General features: G+C 38.0%; 12 protein-coding genes. 3 read left to right on the top strand and 9 right to left on the bottom strand.

Features of this window, described 5'->3' with window-relative positions; genetic code table 11:
* Positions 1-13: 13 nt before the first annotated feature.
* The 5 genes from Q9M50_07610 to Q9M50_07590 form a co-directional block, all read right to left on the bottom strand.
* Entirely contained in the window at positions 14-2,215 is a 2,202-nt protein-coding gene (locus Q9M50_07610) for a nitrate reductase (GenBank protein MDQ7090497.1), read from the bottom strand.
* Positions 2,216-2,313: 98 nt separating this feature from the next.
* Positions 2,314-3,225, bottom strand: a complete 912-nt coding sequence (locus Q9M50_07605; protein ID MDQ7090496.1) for a PhzF family phenazine biosynthesis protein — start codon at positions 3,223-3,225, stop codon at positions 2,314-2,316.
* Between the two features lie 3 nt (positions 3,226-3,228).
* A complete protein-coding gene (nirD, locus tag Q9M50_07600) occupies positions 3,229-3,561 on the bottom strand; it encodes a nitrite reductase small subunit NirD (protein ID MDQ7090495.1) in 333 nt (110 codons plus the stop codon).
* Positions 3,562-6,099 carry a nitrite reductase large subunit NirB gene (gene nirB, locus Q9M50_07595; protein ID MDQ7090494.1) on the bottom strand — a complete coding sequence of 846 codons (2,538 nt, stop codon included), beginning with the start codon at positions 6,097-6,099 and terminating at the stop codon, positions 3,562-3,564.
* Positions 6,100-6,279: 180 nt separating this feature from the next.
* Positions 6,280-8,028, bottom strand: a complete 1,749-nt coding sequence (locus Q9M50_07590; protein MDQ7090493.1) for a bifunctional protein-serine/threonine kinase/phosphatase — start codon at positions 8,026-8,028, stop codon at positions 6,280-6,282.
* A gap of 170 nt (positions 8,029-8,198) precedes the next feature.
* Here Q9M50_07590 and Q9M50_07585 point away from each other — a divergent pair, with 170 nt between their 5' ends.
* The gene (locus Q9M50_07585) at positions 8,199-9,677 is read left to right on the top strand and encodes a NarK family nitrate/nitrite MFS transporter (protein ID MDQ7090492.1); all 1,479 of its coding nucleotides are present in this window, start codon (positions 8,199-8,201) and stop codon (positions 9,675-9,677) included.
* Positions 9,678-9,897: 220 nt separating this feature from the next.
* Here Q9M50_07585 and Q9M50_07580 read toward each other — a convergent pair whose 3' ends face one another.
* Positions 9,898-10,131, bottom strand: coding sequence for a DUF2281 domain-containing protein (locus tag Q9M50_07580; protein MDQ7090491.1), 234 nt, complete (start codon positions 10,129-10,131; stop codon positions 9,898-9,900).
* Positions 10,132-10,433: 302 nt separating this feature from the next.
* Here Q9M50_07580 and Q9M50_07575 point away from each other — a divergent pair, with 302 nt between their 5' ends.
* Positions 10,434-10,718 (top strand): type II toxin-antitoxin system Phd/YefM family antitoxin, encoded by a 285-nt coding sequence (locus Q9M50_07575; protein MDQ7090490.1) that lies wholly within the window; start codon positions 10,434-10,436, stop codon positions 10,716-10,718.
* Positions 10,715-11,137: a type II toxin-antitoxin system VapC family toxin gene (locus tag Q9M50_07570; protein ID MDQ7090489.1), complete on the top strand. Its 423-nt coding sequence runs from the start codon at positions 10,715-10,717 to the stop codon at positions 11,135-11,137. Before Q9M50_07575 ends, Q9M50_07570 begins: the two co-directional genes overlap by 4 nt.
* Before the next feature lie 679 nt (positions 11,138-11,816).
* Here the strand turns inward: Q9M50_07570 and Q9M50_07565 are convergent.
* The 3 genes from Q9M50_07565 to nuoB all read right to left on the bottom strand — a co-directional run bounded on the left by Q9M50_07565 (position 11,817) and on the right by nuoB (position 15,335).
* Complete coding sequence (locus Q9M50_07565; protein MDQ7090488.1) at positions 11,817-13,199, bottom strand: sigma-54 dependent transcriptional regulator; 1,383 nt, start codon at positions 13,197-13,199, stop codon at positions 11,817-11,819.
* Positions 13,196-14,629: an ATP-binding protein gene (locus tag Q9M50_07560; protein MDQ7090487.1), complete on the bottom strand. Its 1,434-nt coding sequence runs from the start codon at positions 14,627-14,629 to the stop codon at positions 13,196-13,198. The genes Q9M50_07565 and Q9M50_07560 overlap by 4 nt, the downstream gene beginning before the upstream one ends.
* A gap of 196 nt (positions 14,630-14,825) precedes the next feature.
* Positions 14,826-15,335, bottom strand: a complete 510-nt coding sequence (nuoB, locus tag Q9M50_07555; GenBank protein MDQ7090486.1) for an NADH-quinone oxidoreductase subunit NuoB — start codon at positions 15,333-15,335, stop codon at positions 14,826-14,828.
* Between the last annotated feature and the right edge of the window lie 2 nt (positions 15,336-15,337).

Below are 15,337 nucleotides of genomic sequence, written 5' to 3'. Positions count from 1 at the left end.
TTTTCTTAATTCCTTAATAGGTACGTGCTTCTTTATTCAGAATCGCCGCTTGTTTTTGGTCTATGAGTTCGATGTTAACTGCGGATTGTTTAAAGGCAGGTTGACGTGAATGTGGGTCTAATAATCCGAGGGTTAAACGATTAACACAATTAAAAAAGTGAAACGGAATAAAAACCATATTGCGGGCAATTCGTTGGGTTAGCATCACCATCACAATGGCATCACCTCGTTTTGAAATCACTCGAACATAGGATTGATGTTTAATCCCTAATTCTATCGCCGCATCAGGATTCATTTCCATAAACGGGGTAGGACTAAATTTATTATTATTGGCAATTTTTCCAGTACGGGTACGAGAGTGAAAATGCTCCACTAATCGCCCAGAATTTAACCAAAAAGGAAATTGTTCATCAGGTTTTTCATTATTATCAATAAAGGGTAATGGAATTAATTTAGCTTTACCCTCCGCAAATCGAAACGTTGCATCCTCGGTATATAATCGTAAGCCACCTTTAACAGGAGTTTCACCTCTTTTCGCTTGAGCTTCGGTATACGGCCATTGAATCCCTTGATGTTGCTCAATTAAATCATGCGTCATCCCTGAAATATCAACCAATCGCCCTTTGGATAATTCACACATTTCAGCAAATACTTCATGGAAATTATCAGGAAAAGTCATTTTTCGACCTTGTTCAAACTGTTGAGCTAAGGCGTTGAAAATATGTAAATCGGTTTTAGTATTCGCATAAGGTTCTTTAATTTTACGAATAATATTAACCCGTCGTTCGGTATTGGTGAACACGCCTTCTTTTTCTGCCCAAATCGCCGCGGGTAAAAAAATATGTGCATACTCTGTGGTTTCAACATCCAAATAAGAATCTTGCACAATACAGCATTCAAGTTTTTCTAAGGTTTTACGAATTCGAGCGGTATTCGCCATTGAGGTCATGGGGTTAGTTCCAACTAACCATAAGCCTTTAATTTTTCCTGTTTCAATCGCAGGGAAAATATCGGTCTGCGTCATGCCGCGTTTTTTAGGAAAAAATTCAGGATCAACCCCCCAATAATTACCTATTTCTTCGCGATCATCGGGATTTTCTAATAACCGATAGCCAGGTAATCCCGAACATGAAGACCATTCTCGTGTTCCCATCGCATTACACTGTCCCGTAATGGATAAACTGGTGCCGCCTTTTTTACCAATATTTCCTGTTAATAAACTAAGATTATTTAAACCCACCACCCCATCTGAACCATGCGTACTTTGGTTAATTCCCATGCACCAGATATTCATCGCTGCCCCCGCTTTGGCATAGAGACGTGCCACAACGCGAATGGTATCTTCATCAATCCCACAAATTTTAGCCGCACTCACGGGGTCATAATTTTGTACTTCGGCAGCGAGTTCATCAAAACCAGTGGTATTGGCTTTAATGTAAGCTTGATCCTCCAAGCCTTCATCTAAAATCACATACATTAACGCATTCATTAATACCACATCCGTCCCTGATGTGATTGGTAAATGAATATCCGCTGCTTGGGCAAACATGGTGACTCTAGGATCAATCACAATTAATGGGAAACCGCGTTTTTCTTGGGCTTCTTTAAATCGCCAATAAATAATTGGATGTTGTTCAGGTAAATTCGAGCCCCATGCTAATAAGCAATCCGTATGTTCAAAATCTTCATAACACCCTGGTGGGCCATCGGAACCAAAAGAGCGTTTATACCCTGAAACTGCTGAGGCCATGCACAGCGTGGTATTGCCATCATAATTATTTGTGCCAATTACGCCGCGTGCTAATTTCCCTAACGTATAAAAGCCTTCGGTTAAAATTTGTCCTGTTGAAACAATCGCAAACGAATCACGCCCGTATTTTTCTTGGATACGCTTGATTTCATCCGCCATTTTACCGAGTGCCGAATCCCAACTGGTTTCTTGATAATCATCATGAATACGATCACGAATTAAAGGCGTTGTTCCACGGCCTGCGGAATTAAAAATTTCATGTTCAAAAATACCTTTGGTACAGAGTTTGCCGCGATTAACATCCGCGCTCGCAACGCCTCGCGCACCGACAGGGTCGCCTTCTTTATTGATTCCAATTTCTATCGCACAGCCTGTCGAGCAATAATTACAAGTGGAATACGACCATTTGACAATGCCTTTGTCAGTAATTTTAATGGGATTTTTTTTGTTTCGACCAAATAGCATGAAAGAACCATTTATTAGTTAATATTAAGTATATTGATATGTAATGATATTTATAATTACATTGTGGTTATAAGTCAATTCTAGCTATAAATAACGTTTTAAACCATAATCTTACCTTCCGCAAACATAACTGCCGTGCCACCAGTCCTAAGCGTCAACAGCTCTTTTCCTTTATTATCCATTTCTAAATTCAACACACTACGACGCGTTTCTTCATCACCTCTATCTACTGCAAAAACATGTGTCCCTTTTTGAGTAATATCAAATGAACATAAATACGCCGCAAACGCTGGCATTGCCGTTCCTACAGGCGGATCATCATGAATGCCAATATTAGGTCCTAATAAACGCACGTTAAAATCGGCATCATTAAACGGTGATTTGGGTGCAAATAATAAAATTTCAGAAGCCGCCGTTTGGGGGGCTATAGATTGACTCCACGCGCTATAACTAAATTTAGCATGGCGTACACTGTCATAATTCCATACAGGCACAATTAAATACGGAAACCCACAAGAAACTAAACGCGGACTGTATTTTTTATGATCTAATTCCGATTGATCTAAACCTAAAAAGCTGACTAACTCATCATCATTAGGCGTAAAACGATCAATAATAGAACTGCTTTGACGACTAAATTGTACAAAAACAGGTTTACCCGATTCGCTGGTGACATTCGCTTCAATATCACCTAGATTTTGTTGAAATAAAATCGGCGTAATGGTTTCTTTTAATTTAACATCACCGCAAGTGCCTAAAACGTAAGCCGTAGCAATAATAGGGTGTCCCGCGAAGTCTTTTTCTTCTAATGGCGAAAAAATACGCATTCGGCGAGTATTTCCTTCAGCTTCTGGGTGAGTGACAAACACTGTTTCCGAAAGATTAAATTCTTTGGCAATCAACTGCATAGCTTCATCAGTCAAGCCATCGGCATTAGGGAAAACAGCAATTTGTGCACCACCAAAAACTTCTTTAGTAAAAATATCAGCAATATAGTAATTATAATTCATCATTTATTCCGTAAGACTCACTTCAATACGCCCATTTTTATTTCTTACCGCATAAGTATTAATACAAACAGTTTTATCTTCAAAACACTGTCCCGTTTGAAGATTAAAATGTTGTTTATAAATTGGAGAGGAAACCATCGGGATTCCTTTAATATCACCGATTAAGCCCCGTGATAAGACCTGAATTTTACTAAAAGGGTCGTAGTTATTAATCGCATAGAGGCCATTTTCTTTCGGCATATAAAAAATCGCAACTTGCGTGTTTTCCACTAACGCACACACGCCAGAATCAGCTTGGAGATCATCCACGCTGCCTACATCTATCCATTGAGACATTTACGCGTCCTCCACTAATTTAAAATGTTGACGTTCTTCTTCATCGGCCGGGCGAATTTGTCCGCGTTCTTCAACAAAGACAATATTTTCATCGGTTTTATCACTGTTAATAAAATGACGAAAACGTTTGAGTTTTTCTTCACTTTCAATGGTGGTTTTCCATTCACATTGATAAGTATCAACAACATGCTTCATTTGTGATTCTAAGGACTGACTCAAATTAAGCTTGTCTTCGATGACCACGGATTTTAAATAATCTAACCCGCCCTCCATGTTTTCCATCCAGACTGAGGTTCGTTGTAAACGTTCAGCCGTTCGGACGTAGAAAATTAAGACCCGATCAATGTATTTAATTAACGTTTCTTTGTCTAAATTAGTGGCGAATAAATCGGCGTGACGAGGTTTCATTCCACCGTTGCCGCAGACATATAAATTCCAGCCGCCTTCGGTTGCAATGATTCCTATGTCTTTACCTTGCGCTTCGGCACATTCACGAGTGCAACCTGAAACCGCAAATTTAATTTTATGCGGTGCGCGTAACCCTTTGTAGCGATTTTCTAATTCCACCGCTAAACCCACACTGTCATCAACTCCGAAACGACACCAAGTGCTACCGACACAGGATTTAACCGTTCTTAAAGATTTTCCATAAGCATGACCTGATTCAAAACCCGCCTCAATGAGTTCTTTCCAGATCGGAGGCAATTGATCCACTCTTGCGCCAAATAAATCAACGCGTTGTCCGCCCGTAACCTTAGTATAAAGATTATATTTTTTGGCAATTTGTCCAATGGCAATCAAACCATCAGGGCTAACTTCGCCACCTGTCATTCTAGGAACAACGGAATAAGTCCCGTCTTTTTGCATATTCGCTAGAAACGTATCATTAGTATCTTGCTGACTTAAATGATTTTTTTCCAGAACATATTCATTCCAATAAGACGCTAGAATTGAACCGACTGCTTGACGACAAACGTCACAACCGCGTCCTTGTCCGTGATTGTCTAATAACGCATCAAAGGTTTTTATTTTCTCAACCATGACCAAATTATAAAGGTCTTGGCGAGTATGAGAGAAATGTTCACAAAGGCTAGTATCGACTTCAATACCCGATTTTTCTAATTCAGAATCTAAAACTGATTTTAATAACGCCGTACACCCTCCACAGCCTGTTGCGGCTTTAGTCTCATCTTTTAAACCATTTAGGGTCATACAGCCTGATTCAATAACGCGACAAATTTGTCCTTTAGTCACATCGTGACAGGAACAAATTTGCGCCAAATCAGGTAATGCATCCACGCCTAAACCAACGGACTCATCAGAACGTGAAGGTAAAATTAATGAATCGGGATGTTCAGGTAATTCAATTCCATTTAAACAGTATTGTAATAACGTTCCATAACCCGAAGCTTCCCCGACCAATACCGCGCCTAAGAGTATTTTTTTATCTTGGCTAACAACCAAACGTTTATAAACTTCATCTGCCCCATTTTGATAAGTATAAACTAAAGCACCAGGCGTTCGCGCATGAGCATCACCGATACTCGCGACATCTACCCCCATTAATTTGAGTTTGGTACTCATGTCTGCCCCTGTAAATTCAGCGTCACCGCCTTCAAGGACATTCAAAACGGTTCGTGCCATGGCATAACCTGGTGCAACTAAACCAAAAATTTCACCGTTCCAAATCGCACATTCGCCTATTGCAAAAATATCAGGATCAGACGTACGACATTGGTTATCAATTTGAATGCCGCCACGTGCACCCAAGGCTAATCCTGCTGAACTGGCTAACTCATCACGCGGACGAATCCCTGCGGAAAATAAAATAATATCAGTTTCAAGTTCACCACCATCCGCAAAACTCATTTTATGAAAACACGATTTCCCTGCCGCAATTTTGGTGGTATTTTTACTGGTGTGAACACTAATGCCTAAGTCTTCAATTTTTTTCTCCAACATTGCACCGCCGCCTTCATCAACCTGTACCGCCATTAAACGGGGTGCAAACTGAACAACGTGGGTTTTTAAACCTAAATCTTTTAAGGCTTTCGCCGCTTCCAAACCTAATAAGCCTCCACCGACTACCGCCCCTACTTTAGATTTTTTTGCAATTTTTGTAATCGCCTCTACATCGTCAAGCGTGCGATAAACTAAACATTGTTCGCGTTGATGTCCTTGAATCGGTGGAACAAACGGATAAGAACCTGTGGCTAAAACGATTTTATCATAAGCGATACTTACCCCTTTTTCAGACGTGATTAATTTACGCGCACGATCAATCGCAACGGCTTTATCGCCAATATGAATGGTAATACCGTTATCTTCAAAAAAACCATCTTCGACTAACGATAAATCGTTTGCACTCTTGCCTGAAAAATAGTCGGTTAAATGCACTCGGTCATAAGCGACCAGCGATTCTTCGCAAAATGTCACCACCTCATAGTTGTCTTTGAGAGGGCTTGCCATTAAGCCAGTCAGGAAGTTTTGCCCGACCATGCCATTTCCAATAACCACTAATGTTTGTTTCCTACTCATGCTTGATTCTCAGCAATGTTTAATATGAATGATTTCAAATTAAGCATTTAACATGCCAAGTGGCTTTGAGATATTTGTAAGTAGTTGATAAATAATAACTTACAATTAAATAGGATTTAGTTTTTATTTAATTAACGCACTAAAATAGTGCATCAATTAAAGGGATGCGATCAATGCGTCTTAATTAAACCAATAAATAAGCACCAAATTACTTAAAAATAATAAAGCCGTCAGCGATTTCCAAAATAACAGCGGATTGCCTTCTATAAATGGAATGTTTTCTTCTGCACTTAAAAATCGTGTATTAGGCGCGGATAAATCATAAATAAATTCTGATAAATGCTCATAACGTAATTGAGGGTTCAGCGAAGTCGATTTTTTCAATGCACCATCTATCCAAGCAGGGACCATTGTATTGTGATGAAAACTTGAAATATAACGTAATTTAGCTAGGTTGATTTTATTAGGTTTTTCAGGCATTTGCCCATAAGGTAACGCGTGATTAATCATTTCATAAGTAATCACTCCCAGTGAATAAATATCCGATTGTATCGTGCCTGTTTGCCCCAAATGATATTCGGGTGCGCTGTAATTTAACGTGCCTAAAATATTTTCTTCTTTATCGTAATCTAAGGGGGTTATTTCTGCAATCCCTGCAATTTTAACCGAGCCAAAATCAATAATTTTTACGACATTATTCCTGTCAATCATAATGTTTTCAGGCTTTAAATCTTGATGCAACATTTCCATACGGTGAAAAGCACGCAAACCTTTCACCACTTGCTCGATTATTTCCCTTATTTCACTTATCTCTTTTGGATAAAGGCTGGCATCTATCCATTGTCTTAAAGTCTGACCTTCTATATATTCAGTGACATAATAAAGATAGCTTTTTTCTTTATTTAGATTAAGAATTTTAAGGACATTTTTATGCTGGATACGTTTTCCTGCCCACTCCTCGTGCAAAAAATGTTCAATATAGTGCGTATCATCGTTAAATAATATCGAAGGGGTTTTTAGAATAACCCGACTTTGAGTCTCTGTATCAAACGCTTTATAAATCTGAGTCCGATTACTGGCGTGTAGCTCTTCCTCGATTCGATAACCATCCAACAGCATCCCCACTTTCAATAGAGGGGGGAAAGGAATATTCACATGACGGCGCAAAACTTCATCGCCTTCAATGGGTGGTAATTGTTCAATTTTAATGATTTGACAGGTTAAATTATCATCACTTTTATTATCCACCGCTTGATTTAAAATGGCCTGTGCTTGCTGTTGTAAATTGTGTCCTGTTTGTAAACAATTTTTTAAATTTTTATCCTCTATAAAATCATGAATACCGTCCGTCGTCATTAAAAAAACATCGCCTCTTTCCAAAGGAAACGCTTTGTAATCAACTTCTAAACGAGGCTCTATTCCCATGGCTCGACTTAAATAATTTTTATCTTTGGATAAAAAAATACGATGATCGCGGGTCATTTGTTCAAAGCGTCCTTTACGCAAACGATATATCCGTGAATCTCCAATATGAAAAATATGTGCGGTGGTTGATTTAAACACCAAAACACTCAACGTAGAAACCATTCCCTTCGATGATTCATACTGAATTTGTCCTTGACTGTAAAGCCAAGAATTGGTCGCGGATAAAATTTTTTGCCCTGATTTTTTAATCGTCCACGAATCAGGCGTGCTGTAATAATCATTTAAAAAACTCACGATGCAACACTGACTCGCTTCCTTGCCTGCCTCACAACCACTCATACCATCGGCAATACCCACACTAATGCCTTTATGAGTCAGTTGTGCGCCTTCAGGTATTAAACTGCCAAAAAAATCTTCATTTTCTTCTTTAATGCCTTTATCACTTGCATAAGCAATGCTTACAGAAAGTTCATTTACCGCTGTCATTTTTAAATCCTCACTCATTTATTACCCTTAATCATAGAGTCAAGCAGAATATATGCCAGCTTAAAACCCAACCAATCGCTTTAAAGGAATCAATTTACTTGGCATATAAACTGCTTATATAACCCTTAATAGGATTAAACCGTTCAAATAGTTACAAACAAATTTTCCAACTTTATAGGGGTGTGTATATGTCAACGCAAAAATTTAATTTACTGTCTTTTTCAGGCAATATGAAAATTCTCCACACGACGTGGATTGCTTTTTTTATTAGCTTTGTGGTGTGGTTCAATCACGCCCCATTAATGCTCGTGATCGCTGATTCACTTGGGATGACTAAAGCCGAAATTAAAACAGTTTTAATCTTAAACGTGGCATTAACCATTCCAGCTCGTATTGTGATTGGCATTTTAGTCGATAAATTTGGTCCTAAACGCACTTTTTCCACTTTACTGGCGTTAGGCAGCCTACCGTGTTTTATGTTTGCTTTTGCTCAAAGTTTTGAACAACTGGCGTTAGCACGTTTTTTAATGGGCTTTGTCGGGGCGGGTTTTGTCATTGGCATTCGCATGGTCGGCGAATGGTTTCCAGCCAAACAAGTGGGCGTTGCTGAAGGAGTTTATGGTGGCTGGGGAAATTTTGGTTCAGCAGCGGCGGCAATGACGTTACCGACCTTAGCTTTAATATATGGCGGTGAAAATGGCTGGCGTTATGCGATTGCATCAACAGGTGTGATTGCTTTAATTTATTCAGTGATTTATTTTTTCAGTGTCACGGATACGCCTAAAGGCTCAACTTATTTCAAACCGAAAAAAGCAGGGGCGATGGAAGTAACCAGCATTTGGGATTTATTCTTTTATGTGACAATGACGATTCCTTTATATGCGACTTTAACGCTATTAACGTGGAAATTATCGCCAGCAGGGGTGAGTTTGCTTTCGAGTAGTTCTGCTCTTTGTGCTTACCTCGGTATCTGGGTGTTATTTTTCTACAATGTTTATAAAATTGTTCATGTTAATGAAGAGCATTTACAGCAGCCTGTTGATGAAATTCATAAATACAAATTCAAACAAGTAGCCATTTTAGATTTAGCTTATTTAATTACCTTTGGTTCAGAGCTTGCGGTGGTCTCTATGTTACCGATGTTTTTTTATGAAACTTTTCATGAATCTCAAGGGGTAAGCATGGTGCAAGCAGGATTATTAGCCGCAGGTTTTGCCTTTATGAATTTAGTCGCCCGACCTGGTGGGGGTTGGATTAGTGATAAGTTTGGTCGTAAATTATCGCTAACTATTTTTATTTTAGGCTTATCAGTCGGTTATGGCATTATGTCGCAAATTGATTCTGAATGGTCAATTGGGTTAGCGGTTGCAATGACCATGTGTTGCTCCTTTTTTGTGCAGGCGGGTGAAGGCGCGGTATTTGCAATGGTCCCTTTGATTAAACGTCGTATGACAGGACAGATTGCTGGCATGGTCGGAGCTTATGGTAATGTAGGAGCGGTCTTATTTTTAACCGTTTTATCGTTCGTTTCACCGTCAATATTTTTCATGGTGATTGCTTCAGGCGCATTAATCGTATTAATTGCCGTGCAATTTATTGAAGAACCCAAAGGACATATAGCCGAAGTTCAAGAAGATGGATCAGTTGAAATGATTGAGGTGGCTTAGCAAGTAGCCCGTATGGAGCTTGCGTAATACGGAAATCCCCATGTTAACGCTTCATATAAAACGACAATATTTATGGGCACGATTAAAACATCGTGCCGAAAATCCCGTATTATACTTCGCCACATATAACTTGTCTTTATCGGCTAAATATTTTTAATCAGCTCAACTTGCGGCAAATAAAATTCAAATTAATATATGCGTATCAATTAAATAATCCATTTCACATATACTCTTTTAAATCTTCAAGTGGTTCATCAAAATCATCTGGAATACTGTAACCTTTACCGACTAAACTGCCTATTTTCACACCTTTATTCGTCTGTTTTATTGGCGCAGTTTTATTTATTTCTTCTTCAATAAACATAATCAAAACTTTACTAGTTTTTGTCGTTGGGGCAGCTTCTTTTAAAATCACTCGTCCATTTTCGTAAACACCTTCTATTGCTGCATACATAATCAAAGCCTCTCAAAAAATCAAAAACTTAATATAGCATCATCTAATCCACCACGCCTTAAATTCCCTTTTGTTTTCAGTAAGTAGCAAGTCGCTCATATAAATAGTAAGTCACCAAATTAGTACATAAAATTAGGTGACACTAACGTAATAACCACCCTAAATCAAGCGTATTTGTCAAGTTCATTTAAAAATTTATTTTAATATTGCAAAAATAAATACATTTTTAAAAATAACAATTTTACTTATGGTTGGGTAGATAATAAAAGCAAAAATTGCTCTATGAAAAACAATTTGATAAAGTGTCTAGCCACTCTAGCCTTAATGGGAAAATAATTATGCAATGGCAATTACAAGAAGCAAAAAATAAATTTAGTCAGGTGGTGCAAGAAGCACGAAAAGAACCGCAAATTATTACTCTACGCAGCAAAGAAACCGTTGCAATTATTTCAATAGAAGATTATCGAAAACTTTATCCACAAAAAACTAAACCTTCATTACTTAACGTAATGCAAAATTCACCGTGGGCAAACATCGAACTAGATACTTCTCGCTCAAAAGAGACAGGACGAGATATTGAATTATGAACTATTTGCTAGATACCTGTTTTTTATCCAAACTTAGAAAACCACAACCTGATAGAGGCGTTACCGATTGGTTGAGCCAAATTGATGAACAACATTTATATATCAGTAGCGTCAGCGTTTGTGAAATTCAAAAAGGAATTAGCAAACTCAGTGACCCTGCTTATCAACAAAACCTAACGCAATGGTTAGAGGGTGTTTTACTCCCGTGGTTTGAAAATAAAATCATCCCTATTGATACCAAATTAGCACGTTATTGGGGAGAATTATTAGGGACGTTTAGTAAAAAAGGGTTAACACGCCCTATCATGGATACCTTAATTGCCGCCTCTGCAATACACGGTGAATTCACATTGGTTACTCGTAATACCGATGACTTTAAGTTATTTGAAATAGCGTTACATAATCCGTGGAATGTATAAAGCAAGTAGCCCGTATGGAGCTTGCGTAATACGGGAAACCCCACGTTAACACTTCATATAAAACGACAATATTTATGGACACAATTAAAACATCGTGCCGAAAACCCCGTATTACGCAAGCTCCATACGGGCTACAACTCTGACACCTTGATTGATAGTCGCTTAAATCACCAGCTATGTATGACTATTTTTTCTCATTATTTATCACAAAATAAGCTTCGTAATTTACTTAATATTTTTCTAAAAAGGTAAGTTTAAAAATATCAATTCCAATAAAAATCACTGTATTATCTCCCATTAAGTGTAAACTAAAATTGGATAAAATAACGTCATGGCATTCTTGTAACTATTCGTGCTCTTGCGTGGTTGCAGGCACAAGATACTGTTCGCATTTGAAGGCGTTATTAAAGAGAGCTAGGCACTAATCTGACCCACGATTTTTCTAATCAAGAGTACTTACAGTGTCTCTACCTCTCATCCAACCGTCATTGGATAGTGCCATTTATTTAACTAAATTGACACTGGAATCTAAGATACAAGAGTCAATGTCAGAAACTTAACACTAAAGCATTGATTATAAATAACTTTAATTTATTTGACGCAGATATTATTCTTACCCATTTAAAAACCCCTAATCTTCTTTATATAATTTATCAAGTACAAAGAAGCTAATAGATTTTTAGGGACACTTCAGATTATATTTTTGTACGCGGTATCGAAGGGTTTCTCGTGTCGTTCCGAGCATTCTGGCAGCGGCTGTAACATTATTACTTGTCCGATCCAGAACATCTTGAATAATATATTTTTCCATATCTTGGAGTGATAATGATCCATCAAGCGGTAAAAATACACCGTCATTAGTCGACATAGACCGTTGATTAGCGTTATTAGGTAACTGTAACCATTGTTCAGGAAACACACTCCCTGTTGCGAGTAAAACACAACGTTCGATAATATTACGTAGCTCACGGATATTACCTGGCCAGTGATAATTTTCTAAATTTTTTAAAACACTTTCAGGAATTACTCTGATATTTTTATTAGACTTAGCATTATTTTCTGCAACAAAAAGTAAGACTAACTCTCGTAAATCATCTAAACGATCCCTTAATGGCGGTATAGGTAAGTTAATCACATTCAAGCGATGATATAAATCCTCTCTAAACGTTCCTATGCTCACCTCGTGTACCAAGTTCTTATTGGTTGCAGCAATAATTTGCACATCAATATCTATTTCGTTCTCTCCCCCTAAACGACGAATACGAAAATCTTCAACCGCTTTAAGCAATTTTGCTTGCAAATCTAAATCCATTTCACCGATTTCATCTAAAAACAGCGTCCCCAGATGTGCTTGTTCGAACAAACCACGATGCCGTTTTTTTGCACCCGTAAAAGCACCCGCTTCATAACCAAATAGTTCAGATTCCAATAATTCACGCGGCAATGCTGCACAATTAATTTGAATTAAAGGGCCTTTAGCGCGCATTCCAGAATAATGCAATATATTGGTGATTAAGCCTTTCCCTGTCCCTGTTTCACCTGTAATAATCATGCTAGAAAAAGGAACTTGAGACACTTGCATAACCATTGTTCGTAACTGGTTAACTGCTTGGCTATGACCTACTAGCGTATGGATAGAATATTTGTTATTTTGCTCTTGAGTTTGATTTTCAAGGCGACGTTGCGCTCTCGCACTCCGTGCAGCCCCTGCAACCAACATATTCAGACGTTTTAATTCGCAAGGTTTTTCTATAAAATCATAAGCACCTAAGCGTACCGCCCTAACGGAATCAGAAACTGAGCCATATCCTGTTAAAAATATCCATTCAATACTATTATTATTAGCGTTTTGAAATTGTTCCAATAAATCGAGTGCATTGCCATCAGGTAAATTCATGTCCGATAAGATGACTTGAGGATCTACCCCTTGTTCCGCTAAACATTTTTCAGCATCAGCTAGACTACAAACCAGCGTTGTTTCCCAATTTTGTTTACGAAAATACCGAGCTAATTCATGTCCTAGCAAGGTTTCATCTTCGATGATTAATAAACTTTCTCTCATTGTTCATCCGGTAATATTAGTGATGCACAAGCATAGCCGTGGCTATCATTTTTTAATGCCAAAGTACCGCCATAAGATTTAGCAAAGCGTTGCACCATGGATAATCCCAATCCTGTGCCTTTTTCTTTATAACTGGCAAAAGGTCTAATTCCCTGTTCCAATAATAAATTTGGAAAAGCAGCCCCCGTATCACTAATTATAATCATGAGCTTATTATCTTGACGATGCACATGAAGATTTACCACGCCTTCCTCAGTACCTATGGATTGTATGGCATTCAGTAATAAATTGAGTAATGCCTGACGTAATTCGTTTTCTGGTAGAAAAGCCATTGTGTTTTCTTCAACCTGATAATGTAACGATATATTTTCTTTTACCTGATAATTCAACAAGGTAATGAGGTCATTAATTAACACATATAAATCAATACTCTTAGCTTCTTCAGGGGTTTGTTTAGAAAAAGCCAATAAGCCATTAAGTCGTTTTGTTAAACGATTGGTTTCTGAATTAATCATGGTCAAACGTTCATTCATATCCTCATCATGACAGTCTTGAAGCATATTTTCCAATGCAACCTGAATACCCGCTAAGGGATTGCGTAATTCATGAGCAGCCGTAGCCGCTAATTCACCGACTGCCGCAAGTCGTTCAGTACGTGCGAGGCTATGGCTTTGCTCTAATAAAGTATGAGTGGCATTGCGAATTTCTTTTTCTAGTGAATAGGTATGTGATAAGTGTTCTTGTTCTAATTCGGATAAACGAATGACTAAACAATTATAGTTATTAAATAATGGCTGCATCACGGAATCGATTTTATTATTTTCAATAGGTTGTTTTTCGCCTTTAATAAGATTTGATAACAGTTCATCCAATGCTTTAATGGGTCTCATCACATGGCGATTAAAAAATAATAATCCAAAGCTTAAAAAAATTAAAAAGACACTGGAAGGAATTAAAATAGCTAACTTTAATTCTAATTGACTATCAAGATACACTTCATCTAATAATTTTTCTTCCTCTTGAGATTGTTGTGACAGTACATTGAGTAACAATTGTACGGCTTTAATTTGGTCTTGCTGATAACCCTGCTCTACCTTTATCAGTAAATGCTGAATTTTTTTCAATGCTTCGGTGGTATTTTTAGCAGCAGGGTATTGATTATTAAGTAAGTTAATTATTTTATTATGAATATCAATGCGTTGATTAACACTGTCTTGAATAAGAGCAGGTGAATTAGGTTGCCTTTGATGTTTTAGTAATTGAAAGACTAAGTGCTGTAACTGATTACCATGGTTAATATCTTGTTTAATCCTATCAATACGAAGCTGATTTTTCCAAGTTATACTACTTAATGCGACCACTGAAATAATAACTAATATACTCAACACCAAACTGATGATAATAAAAGGACGAAAGATTATCTTATGCATGAGAATGACTAGAGACAACAAATAAATTAAAAAATAACCAAAAAAGAATAGGTGCGGCTAATAAGGTTAACATCATTGCGGTACTCCTTATTTATAGATACTAACTTAAAACGAGACAAGTTGAGGTTAAGCCTCGCTCCGTAATGTCCCATCTTAAGTTGGTAGCCTCTTTATTGAGGGCAGTGAACGCGAGGGTTTATTTCGCCATTAAACTCAATAAGCCTTTAACCAAAGTTTCTGGTGTCGGCGGACAGCCCTTAATAACCAAATCAACGGGAATCACATTTTCTACAGCACCACAACTCGCATAAGAAACCCCAAATTCGCCTCCGCAAGCCGCACAATCACCTACGGCAACCACCCACTTTGGATTAGGGGTCGCCTCGTAAGTACGCAATAAAGCGGTTTGCATGTGCCGTGAAACGGGGCCAGTTACCAATAAAACATCCGCATGACGGGGTGACGCTACAAAATGAATCCCAAAACGCTCCACATCATAAATTGGATTATTGAGTGCATGAATTTCCAGTTCACAGCCATTACAAGAGCCTGCATCAACCGCACGAATAGCAATACTACCCGAAAAACGCTTATCAATTTGACGTTTAACTTCAATTCCCAGCGGCTCTAACGCATCCACTTCAGGGCGTTTAATACGCTCAGTGACGAGACCTGTTTTTAAGGTTTTAATAAAAAGTCTTAGCATAG

This window comes from Methylococcales bacterium (assembly GCA_030949405.1).
Lineage (GTDB): Bacteria > Pseudomonadota > Gammaproteobacteria > Methylococcales > Methylomonadaceae > WTBX01.
Note: the sequence above shows the minus strand (reverse complement) of the source record. Positions and strands in the feature narration are given on the sequence as shown.

What these genes read in the sequence shown, in the direction of transcription:
- nirD (MDQ7090495.1), bottom strand. Translation starts at nt 3,561, where the DNA reads ATGTCTCAATGGATAGATGTAGGCAGCGTGGATGATCTCCAAGCTGAT.
- nuoB (MDQ7090486.1), bottom strand. Translation starts at nt 15,335, where the DNA reads ATGCTAAGACTTTTTATTAAAACCTTAAAAACAGGTCTCGTCACTGAG.
- Q9M50_07610 (MDQ7090497.1), bottom strand. Translation starts at nt 2,215, where the DNA reads ATGCTATTTGGTCGAAACAAAAAAAATCCCATTAAAATTACTGACAAA.
- Q9M50_07560 (MDQ7090487.1), bottom strand. Translation starts at nt 14,629, where the DNA reads ATGCATAAGATAATCTTTCGTCCTTTTATTATCATCAGTTTGGTGTTG.
- Q9M50_07590 (MDQ7090493.1), bottom strand. Translation starts at nt 8,028, where the DNA reads ATGAGTGAGGATTTAAAAATGACAGCGGTAAATGAACTTTCTGTAAGC.
- Q9M50_07570 (MDQ7090489.1), top strand. Translation starts at nt 10,715, where the DNA reads ATGAACTATTTGCTAGATACCTGTTTTTTATCCAAACTTAGAAAACCA.
- nirB (MDQ7090494.1), bottom strand. Translation starts at nt 6,099, where the DNA reads ATGAGTAGGAAACAAACATTAGTGGTTATTGGAAATGGCATGGTCGGG.
- Q9M50_07585 (MDQ7090492.1), top strand. Translation starts at nt 8,199, where the DNA reads ATGTCAACGCAAAAATTTAATTTACTGTCTTTTTCAGGCAATATGAAA.
- Q9M50_07605 (MDQ7090496.1), bottom strand. Translation starts at nt 3,225, where the DNA reads ATGAATTATAATTACTATATTGCTGATATTTTTACTAAAGAAGTTTTT.
- Q9M50_07565 (MDQ7090488.1), bottom strand. Translation starts at nt 13,199, where the DNA reads ATGAGAGAAAGTTTATTAATCATCGAAGATGAAACCTTGCTAGGACAT.
- Q9M50_07580 (MDQ7090491.1), bottom strand. Translation starts at nt 10,131, where the DNA reads ATGTATGCAGCAATAGAAGGTGTTTACGAAAATGGACGAGTGATTTTA.